We start from the raw sequence: 16,346 nt of genomic DNA, 5'->3' as shown, positions 1-16,346 counted from the left end.
ATATGATCATTTACTTTTTTCCGTTTTCCCAAACTTACTATTCAATATCCCAACGGCAATATAAATAACCGGCGAAATAAGGAACTCAAACAGGGTGTCGGCAATATTGCGGATCTGCATGGTGACTGCGCCGAAGGTCCAGTCGTAAATACCGATGAGGAGCAGCAGGGTTATGATCACTATATGTATCATGTGCCAAATGAACATCATCCAATCGGTCGTATATTTTTTTAGCGCGAAAGTGCCGGTTCCATATATGGTTAATATCGCTGCTAATTTACCTACATGCCTTATTTTTCGCGGGATAGATTGATAATAGCTAACATCAACCAAATACAAATTATATAAGGAATAAATGAGAGCTATTATTATAAACCCCAGCCAGTAATAGCGTTGTTTATTGCTCAGTTTCAGCATGTGCAATTTTAAGCTTTTTTGAGAAAATTAGCCACAGTGCAATAATAAGGGCGTAAACTATAAATGTGAAAACATAGTGGTGCGCAAAGTCGGCATACTTGGGGTTATATATAATGGTATAGGCCACCACAGCACATCTGATAACATTTGTAATATGGATAAGTAAAATACCACCTGTAATAAATATTATTTTTCGCCATAATGATGCTGGCATGCATACAATAAACCCGGCATAGAGCACAAATAGCTCCAACGCGTTGCAAGGGTCTTCAATTGAAATAACATTCCGCTGATTAAAGTAAACATCCTCCAGCGGACTGACAACTGGCCCGTTATCCGTAATAACGGTACCGATTTCAGATTTAGCATAGTAAGCAGTTGAGTTAGTATACTTATTTAACAGCCAGGAAGTACCATTTGCAACTGAATGGCTGAGTGGCCTATCCAATACCCGTGTAGGCAATAAGAAAACCAGGTATAATATTTTCCAGCTAATTAAAATTGCGAGGGCGCGTAATATAAACTGCCTTACAGCTACCGGAACTTTTTTCCACTTACTTGTATATGTGTCAATAACCATTAGGCTAATTTAGTCAGTTTGTTTTTCTTAATAGTAGTAATTCCAATAACAACTCCGGCAGCCATTAAAAACATTAAACCATTATTAATTGGTAGTTGCGTGCCTGAGCCGCCAGTATTGCCTGTGTTACCAGTATTTCCTGAACCTGACGGGCCGTCTAAGCCAAGTAAACCTAAAAGATCGCCCAACCAACTATTCGAATTATTACTTGTGACTGTAGCAACAGTAATAGTACTTGCGTTTGCAGGTGCAGCCATAAAAAGAGTGCTTGCTAACATAATAACTGAGAATAGATAAATGTGCTTTTTCATAATTTATTGTTTTTTGATCTATAAAGTTAATACAACAATTATGCCTCATGCCAATGAGGCACTATTTATTTTGTTCAACGATATTTCTCTTAATGAATTCGATGTTTCCTTTAGGGAAAATATAAAATTCATTAAACGAAATGTTTTTCTACGTGGTTTATCATCCCCAGGTTGTGGAAATATTAACCTATGGGAAATTATTAAAGTAGAATTTGAAAAAGGTGAATAATTTATCTTTTGGATGAATATAAAAAAAGAATAATATTATAAAAGAAAAAGTACATCTGTCAGCATATAATGCGATTTGAAAAGTTTATAAAATCAAAAACCGGCAAATTTTCATAAGCCGGTTCCTAATTTTATGAGGTATTAATTATGTACTATACTATTGCGTTAAATATCAAATCGCAAAAAAAATTATGCTTTTACAGTAACAGCTTTAAGCGATTTTGCTTTGTTGACAGTAGTTATACCAATAGCAACACCTGCAACCATTAAAAATGCAACACCGCTATTGATAGGCAAGTGGGTTGAAGGAGAGGTTGGTTTTGTTGGTGGGCAATATGGTTCTTTATCATGTTCTTTTGCCCTTGCTGAATTTAATACTGTTATTGCTATGATAACTAAGAAAAGTTTCTTTTTCATGGATATTGATTTTATGTTGATACCAAAACATAGGCAAGTATCATACCTAATGAGATTTTTGCTATAAAATCAATAAATCAGGCATTTGAATTGGGGTTTTAAATACCCAACCTGTGAAAATTAACTTTTATAAATAGGGAAATTTTTATACTGTGTGTCAATATTAGTTAAACCTTTAGTTATTATATGGCCTAAATCTTATTTTAATTTAAATAATGCTCAATAACATCTTGTGGTATAAGTACGCCTTTGCCTGTTTTAAGGTCGATCAATACAAAATCAAACCAGCCATCGCAGCAAATTTTCCCGGTTACTTTGTTGATGATCTCAAAATGAACCTTGCATTTCTTTGCATCGATGGTTTTAATACCTGTACGCACTAAAAAATAATCACTCATTTTAAGTGCCCGCTTGTAATCCATATACACACTGCGTACCAGCCAGCCAAAACCACGTTCAATGAATGACTCCATACTTAACCCATAGCAGCGTTCCATCTGATCATAGCGCGCAGCCAGCACATAATCAAAGTACTTACTGTTATGCACATGGTTAAACATATCAATGTCGTCGGGGCGTACACGGAGTTCGGATTCGTAAGTAGTATACATTTGAGTTGAAAGTCTATAGTTAAAAGTCTCAAGTCAAAAGTAGGATAATTGTTTTTTGATTTTAGTTTTGATGTATTAAATATTGCATTTTCACTCAGGACTAGAGACTGAGGGCTATGGACTAAAAATCTATTTTTACTTTTGAATTAATTGGCTATCTTTGCACCCACAATTAACAAAATTTATTTACGCTTTAGTATTATTCAAGTAATGTATTTAAGTAAAGAATGGAAATCAGAGATTTTCGAACAACACGGTAAAGCTGTTACCGACACAGGATCTACCGAAGGACAGGTAGCTTTATTTACAAACCGTATTGCTCATTTAACCGGTCACTTAAAGAAAAACAAACACGATTTTTCTACCCAGTTATCGCTTCAAAAATTAGTAGGTAAACGCCGCGGATTGCTGGCTTACCTATACAAAAAAGATATCAACAGGTATCGTGCTATTATCAAAGCATTGGCATTAAGAGATATCATTAAATAATATCTTATACGTACCAAACAAAAAGCCGTCTCAAATTTAAGGGGATGGCTTTTTTACTTTCTGAAACAAACGTTTACACACAAATAAAATCGGTGCGCCCTAAAGACGAAAGCGCATCATAACACACAAAAGATGAATGTAATTAAAAAAGTAATCGATTTAGGTGACGGCCGCACCATCGAGATCGAAACAGGTAAACTAGCCAAACAAGCTGATGGATCAGTAGTAATAAAAATGGGTGATACCATGTTATTAGCTACCGTAGTTTCATCGCCTGACGCAAAGGAAGGAGTTGATTTTTTACCTCTTTCTGTTGATTATCAAGAAAAATACGCTGCCACTGGTCGTATTCCAGGTGGCTTTTTACGCCGTGAGGCACGTTTATCAGACTATGAGGTTTTAATCTCCCGTTTAGTTGACCGTGCATTACGCCCAATGTTCCCTGAAGATTATCATGCTGATACACAAGTAATGATAACCTTAATATCAGCTGATAAGGATATTATGCCTGATTGTTTAGCCGGCTTAGCCGCCTCAGCAGCATTATCAGTTTCTGATATCCCTTTCAACGGCCCTATATCCGAAGTTCGTGTAGCTAAAGTTGACGGTAAATTAGTTATCAACCCAACTTTAACCCAATTGCAAACTGCAACTTTAGAATTTATTGTTGCGGGTAGCGAGTTTGACATCAACATGGTTGAAGGTGAAAGTGCTGAGATACAGGAAGCTGAATTAGTTGAAGCAATTAAATTTGCGCACGAAGCTATAAAGATACAATGCTTTATACAAAAAGAGCTGACTATTGCAGTTGGAAAAACTGAAAAACGCGTTTACAGCCACGAGCACAGCAACGATGAGTTAGAGAAAGCTATCTATGCTGCTACTTATGATAAAGTTTACGCCATTGCTGCTGAGGCATCTGGTAAAGACGAGCGTGGTGCTAAATTTAAAGCAGTACGTGACGAATACATCGCTACCTTAGGCGAAATTGATGATATCACTAAATTCTTAGCTAAAAAATATTACCACGATGTGGAGTATGATGCTATCCGTAACCTGGTATTAGACGAAGGCAAACGTTTAGACGGTCGTACCACTACCCAGATTCGCCCGATATGGAGCGAAGTTGGTTATTTACCATCTGCGCACGGTTCTGCTGTATTCACCCGTGGCGAAACACAATCATTAACTACCGTTACCTTAGGTGCTAAGGATGATGAGCAAATGATTGATGGCGCGTTCATCAACGGTTATCAAAAATTCTTATTACACTATAATTTCCCTGGTTTCTCAACCGGTGAGGTTCGCCCTAACAGGGGAGCTGGTCGTCGCGAGATTGGTCACGGTAACTTAGCTATGCGTTCATTAAAACGTGTATTACCTGCCGAAGACGCAAATCCATACACTATCCGTATAGTATCTGATATTTTAGAATCAAACGGTTCGTCATCAATGGCTACGGTTTGTGCCGGTACATTAGCTTTGATGGATGCAGGTGTGAAAATTACCAACCCGGTATCAGGTATCGCGATGGGATTGATCACCAATGAAATGGGTACTAAATATGCTATCCTTTCTGATATTTTGGGTGATGAAGATCACTTAGGTGATATGGACTTTAAGGTAACCGGTACTAAAAATGGTATTGTTGCTGTTCAGATGGACCTGAAAATTAATGGTTTATCATACGAAGTATTAACAAATGCTTTAAATCAGGCTAAAGAAGGCCGCTTACATATCCTTGGTGAAATGGCTAAAACCATTACTGAGCCTCGTGAAGATTACAAACCACATGCACCACGTATTATCACTATCCGTATTGATAAGGAATACATTGGCGCGGTAATTGGCCCGGGAGGAAAGATCATCCAGGAAATGCAACGTGAAACTGGTGCCACTATCTCAATTGAAGAAGTTGGCAACCAGGGTGTAGTTCAAATTTTTGCTGATAACAAGGAAGCAATTGATAAAGCTGTAGCGCGTATTAAAGCCATCGCTTCAAAACCTGAAATTGGCGAAATATACGAAGGTAAAGTAAAATCAATTATGCCTTTCGGCGCATTTGTTGAAATTATGCCGGGTAAAGATGGTTTATTACACATCTCTGAAATTGATCACCGCAGGATAGAAACTATGGATGGTATATTCCAGATTGGTGATGAAGTTCGCGTTAAATTGCTTGATATTGACAAGCAAGGTAAATTCAAACTTTCAAGAAAAGCATTATTGCCAAGGCCTGAACCGGCTAAGTAATAAATAGCAATAATTAGTATATACAAAGCCCTCTTTATGAGGGCTTTGTTATTTTGTTGAAAATTTATTTTTTAAATTTAAAACAAAAGCTAATTTTTAGGCTTTCTATCAGTTAAATAGTTGCAAAAAGCGGAGTTTTTTATCGAAAAATGACATCTACTACCGAAGATCCTTTAGATTTTCTTGATAATAATGCGAATAGTATACAGAACAGCGCGCAAACTGATCTGATCCAGCAATTATTATATGAAATTATAAGGGTTAAAGAATTGATCAAGTATTATGAATCCATCCCAAATGGAGGAGGGCAACTTGGTGCTTCTATTTTGAACGAACTGGTATCTGAAGCTTATAGTTCGCTGGTTAATTATGACATTATCCTCATGAAAAAATATTACGATCTGCTACTGAATTGTGATTGATTTAAGTCTGAAAAGACCGAAAGTCTGTAAAGACCGGAAGTAATTACACTGATTTAACTTTTTCTTATTGACTTTCCGACTTCCGGACTTTCCGACTAAAATCCTAATTACTATCTTTGAGGCATGAATCATCTAGTCGCACCATCTATTTTAGCTGCCGATTTTGCTAATCTGCAACGCGATATTGAACTTATTAATAACAGCGAGGCCGATCTGATCCACGTTGATGTGATGGACGGGATGTTTGTACCTAATATTTCATTAGGATTGCCTGTTGTTAAGGCTGTTTATAAGCATGCTAAAAAGCCTTTGGATGTTCATTTAATGATTGTACAGCCCGAGCGCTATTTAAAGGATTTTAAAGAGGCTGGCGCAGCCAGCATTACCGTGCATTACGAAGCTTGCCCAAATCTGCACCGCACCGTACAGGTGATAAAGGAATTGGGCTGTAAAGCTTGTGTTGCTATTAATCCGCATACAACTGTAGCTTTATTGGAAGATATTATCCTTGATCTGGATATGGTGCTCATTATGTCAGTAAATCCAGGCTTTGGCGGACAAAAATTCATTGATAATACTTACAAAAAATTAGCTGACATTAAAGCACTGAAAAGACGCTATAATCCGGAGCTGCTGATTGAAGTGGATGGTGGTGTTGATGAAACCAATATTGCCAAGCTTATTGATGCAGGTGCTAATGTATTTGTAGCAGGTAATGCCGTATTTGCATCGGCTGATCCATCGGCCACCATAGCCAGCTTAAAGCATCCCGGTATCTTATCGCGATCGTAAAGCTTTAAGAATTAACCCGTAAACCCTCATTTTAACTGATCTTTTTTGCTTAAACCGTTTTAGTCGGAGAATTGTCTGCTTTTTGAAAAAAAAGCAAATAATGTCTATATATTTTGTCAAATTAATTAACTTCGGCGCGGCTAAGTAGCAATTTGTTAATTACGTATTTAGCTATAAATTATTAATAATATGAAACATAATTTTGGTGCCGGACCCGGCATTTTACCTCATGAGGTTTTGAAACAGGCTGCAGCAGCAGTGGTAGATTTTAATGGTATAGGACTTTCTATATTAGAGATCTCACACCGCTCGCCTGAGTTTGAAGCTGTTTTGGACGAAGCTGTAAAATTAGTTAAAGAGCTATTCAGCGTTCCGGAAGGTTATTCAGTATTGTTTTTACAAGGAGGTGCAAGCACACAGTTTGCTATGGTACCTTATAATTTATTACCAGAGGGCGGAAAAGCCGCTTATCTTGAATCGGGTGTATGGGCAAATAAAGCAATAAAGGAAGTTAAATATTTTGGTGAGGCACAAGTTGTTGCTACAGCAAAAGAAGCTAACTTCACTTATATCCCTAAGGATTTTGAAATTCCTGCCGATGCAGCTTACTTCCACATTACATCAAACAATACCATTTACGGTACACAACTGCATAAGTTCTTCCCGTCACCGGTACCTGTTGTTTGTGATATGTCATCAGATATATTCAGCCGTAAAGTAAATGTTGCCGATTTTGGTTTGATCTACGCCGGTGCTCAAAAAAATATGGGACCTGCAGGTGTTACATTGGTAATTGTTAAGGATGAAATATTAGGTAAATCAGGGCGTAAAATACCTTCAATGTTTAACTATCAAACACAGATAGAAGGCGGTTCAATGTACAATACGCCTCCGGTATTTGCTATATATGTTTCAATGCTCACACTTAACTGGCTTAAATCAAAAGGTGGCGTTGAAGCTATTGAAAAAGAGAATGAAGCCAAAGCAAAGGTATTGTATGATGAAATAGACCGTAACCCATTATTTAAAGGTGTATGTGTTCCTGAAGATCGTTCAATCATGAACGTTTGTTTCGTAACTGAAAATCCTGAGCTTGAAAAACCATTCCTTAAACTATGTGATGAAAAGGGAATAGTTGGCATAAAAGGACACAGAAGCGCAGGCGGTTTCAGAGCATCAATATACAACGCATTGCCTATCACCAGCGTTTATGTGCTGATTGATGCCATGCGCGAATTTGCAGAGAATAATAAATAAAGCCCCCTAACCCCCTAAAGGGGGAATAAGGAACTTCCTTCCCTAAAGGAGGAACTGTATAAATTGCTCCCCCTTTAGGGGGCTGGGGGGCTAAACATTATAATGTAATGATAAGAATATTAGCTAATGATGGTATCGATCCGATAGGGAAACAAATGCTGGAAGATGCCGGTTTTGAAGTAGATACAAATAACATACCTCAGGATGAATTACCTGAGAAACTAAAGGCTTACGATGCAATAACTGTACGAAGTGCAACTAAAGTACGTAAAGCTTTAATTGATGCCACCCCAAACCTTAAGCTGATTGGCAGGGGCGGAGTAGGTGTTGATAATATAGATGTTGAATATGCTAAGGAAAAAGGCATAGGCGTGTATAACACACCAGCTTCATCTTCATTATCAGTTGCCGAACTGGTTTTCGCGCAACTATTTGGTGGCGTTCGCTTTTTAGCAGATAGTAATCGCAAAATGCCTGTTGAAGGAAACACTAAATTCAATGATCTTAAAAAAGCTTATGCAAAAGGTGTTGAATTACGTGGTAAAACTTTAGGCATTGTAGGTTTTGGTCGTATCGGTCGCGAAGTGGCTAAAATAGCTATTGGCGTTGGTATGGATGTTTTGGCTTATGATCTTTACCCGTTCAACCCTGAACTGGCATTGGTTTTAGGCGGCGGCACCGTAGTAAATGTTACTATTGAATCAGCTTCATTGGAGAAGATCATCAAAACAGCAGATTTTATTACCCTGCATACACCATTTGTTGACAAAGCCCTTATAGGCGCTGAAGAGCTGGCTCAGATGAAAAAAGGCGTAGGCCTGGTAAATATATCACGTGGTGGCTTAATTGACGAGCTGGCGCTGATTGAAGCCTTAGATAGCGGCAAAGTATCATTCGCGGCACTGGATGTATTTGATAACGAACCTACACCACGCGAAGAGATTTTGAAACATCCTAAAATTTCCTTAACCCCTCACATCGGCGCAGCCACTAATGAGGCACAAGAAAGAATAGGTGTGGAGCTGGCTAGTTTGATAATCGAGCACTTTAATAAGTAAAGGAATCTCCCATATTCATAAAAAAAACAAAAACAGAGTCTTTGAGAAGACTCTGTTTTTGTTTTAAAGGATTTGTTATTGCGAGCGATAGTGCGGCAATCTCGTCGCTTGCATATTGAACGCGACGAGATTGCTTCGTCGTTCCTCCTCGCAATGACATGTTTTTTTTACAATTCGTAGCTAATTCCCTTTTCCGGTATCACTACCTTATACTCATCAAACTCCAAACTATCAGCTAAAGCCTGCATGCTTTCGGTTTCACCATGCACCAGGAAAACGCTTTTGTTTTTTGTTTTATCCTGTTGATGAACAACATTCGTCAGATCTTCATGATCACCGTGGGCGCTCAATACATCGGTTTGTTTAATAGTGGCATAAACCGCAAGGTCGCGGTCTTTAATGTGCACGATAGAATCGCCACGTAATAAACGATGACCTAACGTCCCTTTGGCGCAATAGCCAATAAAAAGAATGGTGCAATAATAATTCTGGATGTTATAGAACAGGTGATCCTGTATACGGCCGCCCTCCAGCATTCCTGCTGATGATATGATAATACAAGGCTCAAAATAATTGGAAACCTGGCGGCTATCCTTCAGGGTCTCAACATAAGTTAAGTTATCAAACTCAAACTCATCACCCTGATTTTTATAGAAATCCTGTGCTTCCTGGTTCACCAGGTTATGGTATTTGCGGTAAATACCCGTAGCCATTGAGGCCATCGGACTATCAACAAATACTTTAACAGGTGGCAGTAAGCCGCTGCTGAATATCTTATTAAGCGCAAAAACCAGCGACTGTGTACGCCCAATGCTGAATGCAGGGATGATCATGCGGCCCTGTTCTTTTATACAAGCCTTTTCTATAACCTCAACCAAAGTTTCCTCAACAGATTTTCCTTTGGAATGAAACCGGCCACCGTAGGTTGATTCTGTTACCAGGTAATCAACCTGTGGTAAGCTTTCCGGATCATTTAAAACAGGATAGTTTTTACGGCCTATATCGCCTGTAAATGCTATGCTTTTTTCAGTGCCGTTATCATTTATCTTGAGTACTGCAGCCGCTGCGCCTAACAAATGCCCAACTGGTATAAAAGTAAGTTCAATATCGCCATTCACCCTGAACGGCCTGTTAAAGCCAATGGTAACAAAACGCTCCACCGTATCCATCACATGTTTTTGCAGGTATAAAGGCTGGCCACCACTATTGAATTTGCTTTTCCCGCGCTTCCCTTTTTTCTGCGCCTTACGCATAAAAATACTAACAGAATCCATCAATAAGAGCTCGGTAAGATCAGCCGTAGGAGGGGTGCACAATATTTGGCCCTCAAAACCTAAGCGTACAAGCGTAGGCAAATTGCCTGAATGGTCAATATGAGCGTGGGTAAGTATCACCAGGTCAATCTCAACAGGATCGAATGGAAAATCCTCATTCATTTGTATGTTGTGGTCTTTTTCGTAATCAAGCCCGCAATCCACCAGTATTTTATATTTGTCAACCTGCAGCAAATGCATGCTGCCTGTAACCTGTCGGGCAGCCCCGTGTATGGTTAATTTCATCCTAATTCATAGCTAAACCCTGTGTAACAAATCATATGTCAATTGGCTATGAACTATTTGCCTTTTTTAACGAATTTAGCTCTCAAAAGCAATATAACAATAAAAAGAAGCGCGAAGATTATCCCCAAAGATATCTGTTTGCCTCTTTGCTGATCCTGCTCTGTTAACTCAATATCATGTCTCAGTTTCTCGTTTTGATCCCTCAGCCTGTTTATGGTATTCATATACCCAATCTTGCTGGTATCGGCATCTGCAATGTGACTTTGAACTTCTTTCTGCTCAAATGTTTTATAGTCCAGTAAAACTTTTAGCTGAGCGAAGATATCGTCATCAGTTTTAACAATATCCATCAAAATATCATTCGACCGGCGGATATCATTTTTTGTTTGCAACCCAAATATGCCGGTATGCTGACTTAAGCTCTGATCATACTGACCAAACTTTTGTTTACGCTGCCCCAGCATATCGTTTATCTTTTTACGTTGTGCCTGGTAAGCCATCGAGTCGGCAGTTACCTGTGCATAGGTATCAGCCAAAAAAAGAGAGAATAGAACGAGTAAAAGTATTTTTTTCATCATGTGTGTTATTCAAAATCGAGTATAACGCTATCGCCAAGGTTTAGCCCTAACAGGCCGCTTGCATTTCCTTTATTTATGGCGATCTCCAAATGGTCACTTATGCCAAATAAGCATAGTTTTTCGCCTTCGGGTACTTCGTTATAATGCCAGCTTAAATGGTTAATGGTTTCATTGCGTTTAAAGTACAAAATAAAACGGCGTCCGCGCTGTACATTGTTAAAAAATTCCTTGGTTATATTGGTTATCACGTTTTGGAACGAGTCGATATAGATCACAGAGCCCTTTATCTGGTTTTTATCAACCACTGGCTGGAGGTTCATTTTCTTTTCAATATCGCTGGTAGGTATCCCTATTTCGCTCAGCTTACCACCTTTTGCCAGGTGGCAGGCAGCCTTAACAAAAATATCGGCCAGCGGGAAGTGCAAAAATTTAAGATCCTGCATAATAGTTATTTCCACCACCTCATCAGGCTCGGTATTAAACATCAGGGAGAATATGCCATTATCGGCACCAACAAAATAGTGATTTTTATACTTTATAGCCAGGTACCGGGTTGATGTGCTGAAGACTGTATCAATACCAATTAAGTGCACCGTAGCATCCGGAAAATAATAAAAACTATTCTTTAAAATGAACGCTGCTTGCTGTATATTGAAGGCCGAAACGCTATTGGTAATATCAACAATATTTACGGTTGGCAACAATTTCAGGATGCTGCCTTTGAGTGCAGCCTGATAAATATCTTTATCGCCCAAATCTGTAGTTAATGTTATTATTGCCATTAATATTTTAAAATTTTATTACTAATCTTGTAGAAGCATTAGATGCTGCAAATATCAATTTTTAATTCATAAAAATCTGCAACTAAAAAATCAATTTGTATTGAACGAACTTAAATTATCAATTGAAAACATCAACCCCGCAGTATTATGGGGACCGAATAATGATCATTTTGAGATCATTAGAAAGCAGTATCCAAAGCTAAAAATTGTAGCCCGCGGCAACGAGGTAAAGATATTAGGGGATGAGCATGAAATAACTACGTTTCATGAAAGATTTGAGCACCTGCTGCAGCATGTGGAGAAATATGAATCACTTAACATCACTGACCTTGAGCGTATTTTAGGTACAAAAGCATCAGCATCTTCACCAGCAGATCCGGCAGCGGATAAGTTTGCCAGTGGCGAAGTTATTGTGTTTGGCCCTAATGGTGTTATGGTAAAGGCACGTACAGCCAACCAACGTAAAATGGTTGATTGTATTAACAAAAGCGATATACTTTTTGCCATTGGCCCGGCAGGTACAGGTAAAACCTATACCGCGGTTGCACTGGCAGTAAGGGCTTTAAAAAATAAGGAGATAAAGCGCATAATCCTTACCAGGCCGGCAGTTGAAGCAGGGGAGAACCTCGGCTTTTTACCCGGCGACCTTAAGGAAAAAATAGATCCGTACCTACGCCCGTTATATGATGCGCTTGATGATATGATACCTGCAGAAAAGCTAAAGCTTTACCTGGAGAACCGTACTATTGAGATAGCACCACTGGCATTTATGCGCGGCCGTACACTGGATAACTGCTTTGTTATTTTGGATGAGGCACAGAATGCTACTGATATGCAGTTAAAGATGTTTTTAACACGTATGGGCCCATCAGCCAAATTTATTGTTACAGGTGACGTTACACAGATAGATTTACCTAAAAAACAACAATCTGGCTTACATACCGCTTTGCGTATTTTGACCGATATTAAAGGTATTGACATAGTTTACTTAAGCGGCGAAGACGTAGTAAGGCACAAACTGGTAAGGAAGATATTAGCAGCTTACGGAGATATACAATAAGTAGCAAGTATCAAGTATTTAGTATCAAGACAAAAAAGTAAGATGCTAAACGCTTGATGACAAGTTTTTTACTTGATACTTGATACTAAATACTTGATACTAAAAAAATGAATGCAATAAAAGAAACACACTTTAATTTTCCGGGGCAAACGGCCTTTTATAAGGGAAAAGTACGCGATGTTTATACTATAAAAAATAAATACCTGGCCATGGTTGTTAGCGACCGCATTTCAGCATTTGATGTGGTTTTGCCGGAAGCTATACCTTTTAAAGGACAGGTTTTAAACCAGATAGCGGCAAGCTTTTTAAAGGCCACAGCCGATATTGTACCTAACTGGGTTGTTAGCGTACCTGATCCAAGCGTTACCATAGGCCGTATTTGCGAGCCATATAAAGTAGAAATGGTTATTCGTGGTTACCTCGCAGGCCACGCTGCCCGTGAATATGCTGCTGGTAAAAGGCAGGTTTGCGGTGTGAGTTTACCCGAAGGATTAAAGGAAAATGATAAACTGCCTGAGCCCATAATTACGCCAACCACAAAAGCATCGGTAGGGCATGATGAGGATATATCGCGCGAGCAAATACTGGCAAAAAAGATTGTATCTGAACAGGATTACATTCAACTGGAAAATTATACCAGGGCATTATACCAACGTGGTACCGAAATAGCGGCAAAACAAGGTTTGATATTAGTTGATACCAAATATGAATTTGGCAAGGCTGATGGAAAAATATTCCTGATTGACGAGATACATACCCCGGATTCATCCCGTTATTTTTATAGCGAAGGTTATGAAGAACGCCAGGCAAATGGTGAACAGCAAAAACAACTTTCAAAAGAGTTTGTTAGAAGGTGGTTGATTGAAAATGGTTTTCAGGGCAAAGACGGACAAGTTATACCAACGATGACAAAAGAGATAGTTCAATCCATATCTGACAGGTATATTGAGCTTTACGAAAAAATTACAGGTGAAGCGTTTGTAAAACCCGAAAGTGCTGATATATTAAACAGGGTTGAAACAGCAATTATAAGTGCGCTATCGGCATTGTAACTTTTATTTATAAATAATATTATATCTTAGTGCTTTAATTTATTGAGATGAAATTTACGGTTGATAAACACGAGAAGTATATATTGGTGAAGCTGAATGAGTCAAAACTAAATTCATTGGTTACTCCTCAGCTAAAATCTGAGTTAATTCTTATAAATACTGAAGGCCAGAGAAACATTGTTCTCGACCTTTCACAAGTAAAATTTGCCGATTCATCCGGATTAAGCAGTTTACTGGTAGGGCACCGTTTATGTAAAAATGCCAAAGGGGTGTTTATCCTAACGGGATTAAGCGATGCTGTTTCACGCCTGATAACTATTTCGCAATTGGATAATGTACTTTCTATAGTTCCTACATCAGAAGAGGCTATCGACCTTGTATTTATGGAAGAAATAGAAAAAGAATTAAAAAAAGAAGCAAAATAATCACCACTATTGTTTACCCTGTATGAAATTTGAGGTAACAATACTTGGCAGCAGTTCCGCAACCCCCATATTCAATCGAAATCCTTCTTCACAGGTGCTCAATATTAATGAGCGCCTGTATTTAATTGATTGCGGCGAAGGTACCCAGCAGCAAATGCTGCACTTTGGTGTAAAGGCTAGTCGTATCGATAATATTTTCATCAGTCACCTTCACGGCGATCATTACCTGGGCTTATTGGGCCTGCTTTCATCAATGCACCTTAATGGGCGCACAAAACCATTGAATCTTTTTGCACCAGCTCCGTTAAAAGAAATTATAGATGTTCAACTAAAATATTCTGAAACAGTTTTACAGTACCCTATTAATTATGTGTTTACCGTACCTGATAAAGCAAATGTAATTTTCGATAACCAGGACATTGTTGTTGAAAGCATACCGCTTGATCATCGTATAGATTGCACAGGTTTTTTATTCAGGCAAAAAAAGAGGAACCGAAAGCTGTTAAAAGATAAGCTGGAAGAATTTAACGTCCCCATTGAATACTATACTGCATTAAAAAAGGGTGTTGATTACACCGCTCCTGATGGAACGGTATATAAAAATGAAACGCTAACCTCGGCACCTGAAGAGCCTAAAAGTTATGCCTATTGTTCGGATACAATTTATAGTGAAAGTTATTTTAAGCAGATAAGCAATGTGGACCTGCTATACCATGAATCTACATTTTTAAATGATATGTTGGAGCGTGCACAGAGCACCTATCATACTACCGCTTTGCAGGCAGGGCAGGTGGCATTAAAAACAAATGCTAAGAAACTTTTGCTGGGGCATTTCTCGGCGCGATATAAGACGCTTAATGAATTGCTTGACGAGGCAAAAACTGTTTTCCCTGATACCGAGCTAGCCGTTGAAGGAAAAACGTTTGTTATAGAGTATTAAGCACAATTGTCATTTCGACCGGAGGGAGAAACTATTCTCTTGAGCGGTAGCGAAAAATCTGCTGCTGTATACCTATCTTGCGAAAAATATTTCTCCCTTTGGTTGAAATGACAAAGTAATAAACTAATTTTTCTTACCGCCGAACACCGAGAAGCTCACATAACGTTTAGGATGTGCTTTTATATCGATGAACAGGTTATTTAAATTAGCCGTAGCGTCACTCAAATTCTTGTACATCTTATCATCATTTATCAGCAACCCTAATGAACCATTACCGTTGTTGATCTTGCTCATAGTGGCCTGTAGGTCGGTCAATGTTTTGTTGGCGTTATCTAATGTTTGCTTAATGTTTGAATTTGCCAAGTCATCGCTTACCTTTTCAAAATTTGTGCTAACAGTTGTTAAATGCCCCGTGCTGGTTTTTAAATTATCCGATACCACCTCAGCATTACTCATAATATTGTTTATGTGCGTTGTTTGGCCGCCAACCAGTGCATCAATTTTCTTAGTTGTACCTTCAAGCGTTTGCAACGAGTTGGCTATACTGTTAAAGCTCCTGTCAACATTTTTTTGGAAATCAGGGTTCAATATTTTATTTACAGCTGCTAATGATGAATCTAATTTAGATATCAAACGCTCTGCTTTCATTTGGATAGGCTGCAAGCTTTCGGCCAGGCTGCCTTGTATGTCGGCACGTAAAGTATCCTTATCCTGTGCAAACTGCTTGCTGTCGCCATATTCAAAACTAATGGCTTTACCACCTAAAAGGTCGGTACTGATCAGTTGCGCCAGTGTGCTTGACGGAACATTATATTGCGGATCTATCTTAAATTCAACAACTGTACGCCCGTCGGCCCGCAGGTGCATACTTGATACCCTGCCGATCTGAAAGCCATTTACCAGTACTGGTTTTGATACCGAAAGCCCGTCTACACTATTATAAATAGCATAATATTTATTCGACCTGGAGAAAACGTCGTTCCCGCTCAAATAACTGTAACCCAATATCAGCACAGTAATTACAACAGCAGTTAGTACTCCAATTTTTGTTTCGTTTGATATTTTCATTTTTATTAGATGTCTTTTTTCAGGTATCAGCTGGATATAAGCAGTTT

General features: G+C 38.6%; 19 protein-coding genes. 10 read left to right on the top strand and 9 right to left on the bottom strand.

Annotated elements, in window-relative coordinates; genetic code table 11:
- Nucleotides 1–6 precede the first annotated feature (6 nt).
- The 5 genes from BLU33_RS10875 to BLU33_RS10850 all read right to left on the bottom strand — a co-directional run bounded on the left by BLU33_RS10875 (nt 7) and on the right by BLU33_RS10850 (nt 2,564).
- Complete coding sequence (locus BLU33_RS10875; protein ID WP_091372317.1) at nt 7–417, bottom strand: hypothetical protein; 411 nt, start codon at nt 415–417, stop codon at nt 7–9.
- Nucleotides 398–997 carry an exosortase/archaeosortase family protein gene (locus BLU33_RS10870; RefSeq protein ID WP_091372314.1) on the bottom strand — a complete coding sequence of 200 codons (600 nt, stop codon included), beginning with the start codon at nt 995–997 and terminating at the stop codon, nt 398–400. Before BLU33_RS10870 ends, BLU33_RS10875 begins: the two co-directional genes overlap by 20 nt.
- A complete protein-coding gene (locus BLU33_RS10865; RefSeq protein ID WP_157682118.1) occupies nt 997–1,308 on the bottom strand; it encodes a hypothetical protein in 312 nt (103 codons plus the stop codon). The genes BLU33_RS10870 and BLU33_RS10865 overlap by 1 nt, the downstream gene beginning before the upstream one ends.
- A 417-nt stretch (nt 1,309–1,725) precedes the next feature.
- Entirely contained in the window at nt 1,726–1,953 is a 228-nt protein-coding gene (locus tag BLU33_RS10855) for a hypothetical protein (RefSeq protein ID WP_091372305.1), read from the bottom strand.
- A gap of 203 nt (nt 1,954–2,156) precedes the next feature.
- A complete protein-coding gene (locus BLU33_RS10850) occupies nt 2,157–2,564 on the bottom strand; it encodes an acyl-CoA thioesterase (RefSeq protein WP_091372302.1) in 408 nt (135 codons plus the stop codon).
- Nucleotides 2,565–2,774: 210 nt separating this feature from the next.
- Between BLU33_RS10850 and rpsO the strand changes: the two genes are divergently transcribed.
- The 6 genes from rpsO (at nt 2,775) to BLU33_RS10820 (ending at nt 8,835) form a co-directional block, all read left to right on the top strand.
- Nucleotides 2,775–3,053: a 30S ribosomal protein S15 gene (gene rpsO, locus BLU33_RS10845; RefSeq protein WP_091372299.1), complete on the top strand. Its 279-nt coding sequence runs from the start codon at nt 2,775–2,777 to the stop codon at nt 3,051–3,053.
- Between the two features lie 132 nt (nt 3,054–3,185).
- A complete protein-coding gene (gene pnp, locus BLU33_RS10840; protein WP_091372295.1) occupies nt 3,186–5,306 on the top strand; it encodes a polyribonucleotide nucleotidyltransferase in 2,121 nt (706 codons plus the stop codon).
- 149 nt (nt 5,307–5,455) lie between these two features.
- Complete coding sequence (locus BLU33_RS10835) at nt 5,456–5,728, top strand: hypothetical protein (protein ID WP_091372293.1); 273 nt, start codon at nt 5,456–5,458, stop codon at nt 5,726–5,728.
- Nucleotides 5,729–5,851: 123 nt separating this feature from the next.
- Nucleotides 5,852–6,520, top strand: a complete 669-nt coding sequence (rpe, locus tag BLU33_RS10830; RefSeq protein WP_091372291.1) for a ribulose-phosphate 3-epimerase — start codon at nt 5,852–5,854, stop codon at nt 6,518–6,520.
- Nucleotides 6,521–6,709: 189 nt separating this feature from the next.
- On the top strand, nt 6,710–7,777 hold the full coding sequence (gene serC, locus BLU33_RS10825; protein ID WP_091372288.1) for a 3-phosphoserine/phosphohydroxythreonine transaminase: 1,068 nt from the start codon (nt 6,710–6,712) through the stop codon (nt 7,775–7,777).
- Nucleotides 7,778–7,884: 107 nt separating this feature from the next.
- Nucleotides 7,885–8,835, top strand: a complete 951-nt coding sequence (locus BLU33_RS10820; protein ID WP_172829242.1) for a D-2-hydroxyacid dehydrogenase — start codon at nt 7,885–7,887, stop codon at nt 8,833–8,835.
- Between the two features lie 167 nt (nt 8,836–9,002).
- On the opposite strand, the gene BLU33_RS10815 is transcribed toward BLU33_RS10820, so the two are convergent.
- Genes BLU33_RS10815 through BLU33_RS10805 form a run of 3 tightly spaced genes read right to left on the bottom strand, consistent with a single transcriptional unit; the run spans nt 9,003 to nt 11,754 of the window.
- The gene (locus BLU33_RS10815; RefSeq protein WP_091372286.1) at nt 9,003–10,394 is read right to left on the bottom strand and encodes an MBL fold metallo-hydrolase; all 1,392 of its coding nucleotides are present in this window, start codon (nt 10,392–10,394) and stop codon (nt 9,003–9,005) included.
- A 53-nt stretch (nt 10,395–10,447) separates the two neighbouring features.
- The gene (locus BLU33_RS10810; RefSeq protein WP_157682117.1) at nt 10,448–10,972 is read right to left on the bottom strand and encodes a hypothetical protein; all 525 of its coding nucleotides are present in this window, start codon (nt 10,970–10,972) and stop codon (nt 10,448–10,450) included.
- 5 nt (nt 10,973–10,977) lie between these two features.
- Nucleotides 10,978–11,754, bottom strand: a complete 777-nt coding sequence (locus BLU33_RS10805; RefSeq protein ID WP_091372281.1) for an SAM hydrolase/SAM-dependent halogenase family protein — start codon at nt 11,752–11,754, stop codon at nt 10,978–10,980.
- Nucleotides 11,755–11,854: 100 nt separating this feature from the next.
- On the opposite strand from BLU33_RS10805, the gene BLU33_RS10800 reads away from it, so the two are divergent.
- The 4 genes from BLU33_RS10800 (at nt 11,855) to BLU33_RS10785 (ending at nt 15,231) form a co-directional block, all read left to right on the top strand.
- Nucleotides 11,855–12,814, top strand: coding sequence for a PhoH family protein (locus tag BLU33_RS10800; RefSeq protein ID WP_091372280.1), 960 nt, complete (start codon nt 11,855–11,857; stop codon nt 12,812–12,814).
- A gap of 107 nt (nt 12,815–12,921) precedes the next feature.
- Nucleotides 12,922–13,866, top strand: a complete 945-nt coding sequence (locus BLU33_RS10795) for a phosphoribosylaminoimidazolesuccinocarboxamide synthase (RefSeq protein ID WP_091372277.1) — start codon at nt 12,922–12,924, stop codon at nt 13,864–13,866.
- Between the two features lie 47 nt (nt 13,867–13,913).
- On the top strand, nt 13,914–14,291 hold the full coding sequence (locus BLU33_RS10790; protein ID WP_091372274.1) for an STAS domain-containing protein: 378 nt from the start codon (nt 13,914–13,916) through the stop codon (nt 14,289–14,291).
- Between the two features lie 22 nt (nt 14,292–14,313).
- Nucleotides 14,314–15,231 carry a ribonuclease Z gene (locus BLU33_RS10785; protein WP_091372271.1) on the top strand — a complete coding sequence of 306 codons (918 nt, stop codon included), beginning with the start codon at nt 14,314–14,316 and terminating at the stop codon, nt 15,229–15,231.
- Nucleotides 15,232–15,354: 123 nt separating this feature from the next.
- Here the strand turns inward: BLU33_RS10785 and BLU33_RS10780 are convergent, their stop codons facing one another.
- Nucleotides 15,355–16,299, bottom strand: coding sequence for an MlaD family protein (locus BLU33_RS10780; protein ID WP_091372268.1), 945 nt, complete (start codon nt 16,297–16,299; stop codon nt 15,355–15,357).
- Nucleotides 16,300–16,346 lie beyond the last annotated feature (47 nt).

Origin of the sequence: Mucilaginibacter mallensis, from assembly GCF_900105165.1 — a bacterium.
GTDB classification, from domain to species: Bacteria; Bacteroidota; Bacteroidia; order Sphingobacteriales; family Sphingobacteriaceae; genus Mucilaginibacter; species Mucilaginibacter mallensis.
The sequence above is the reverse complement of the archived record's forward strand: the minus strand, read 5'-3'. Positions and strand labels throughout refer to the sequence as shown.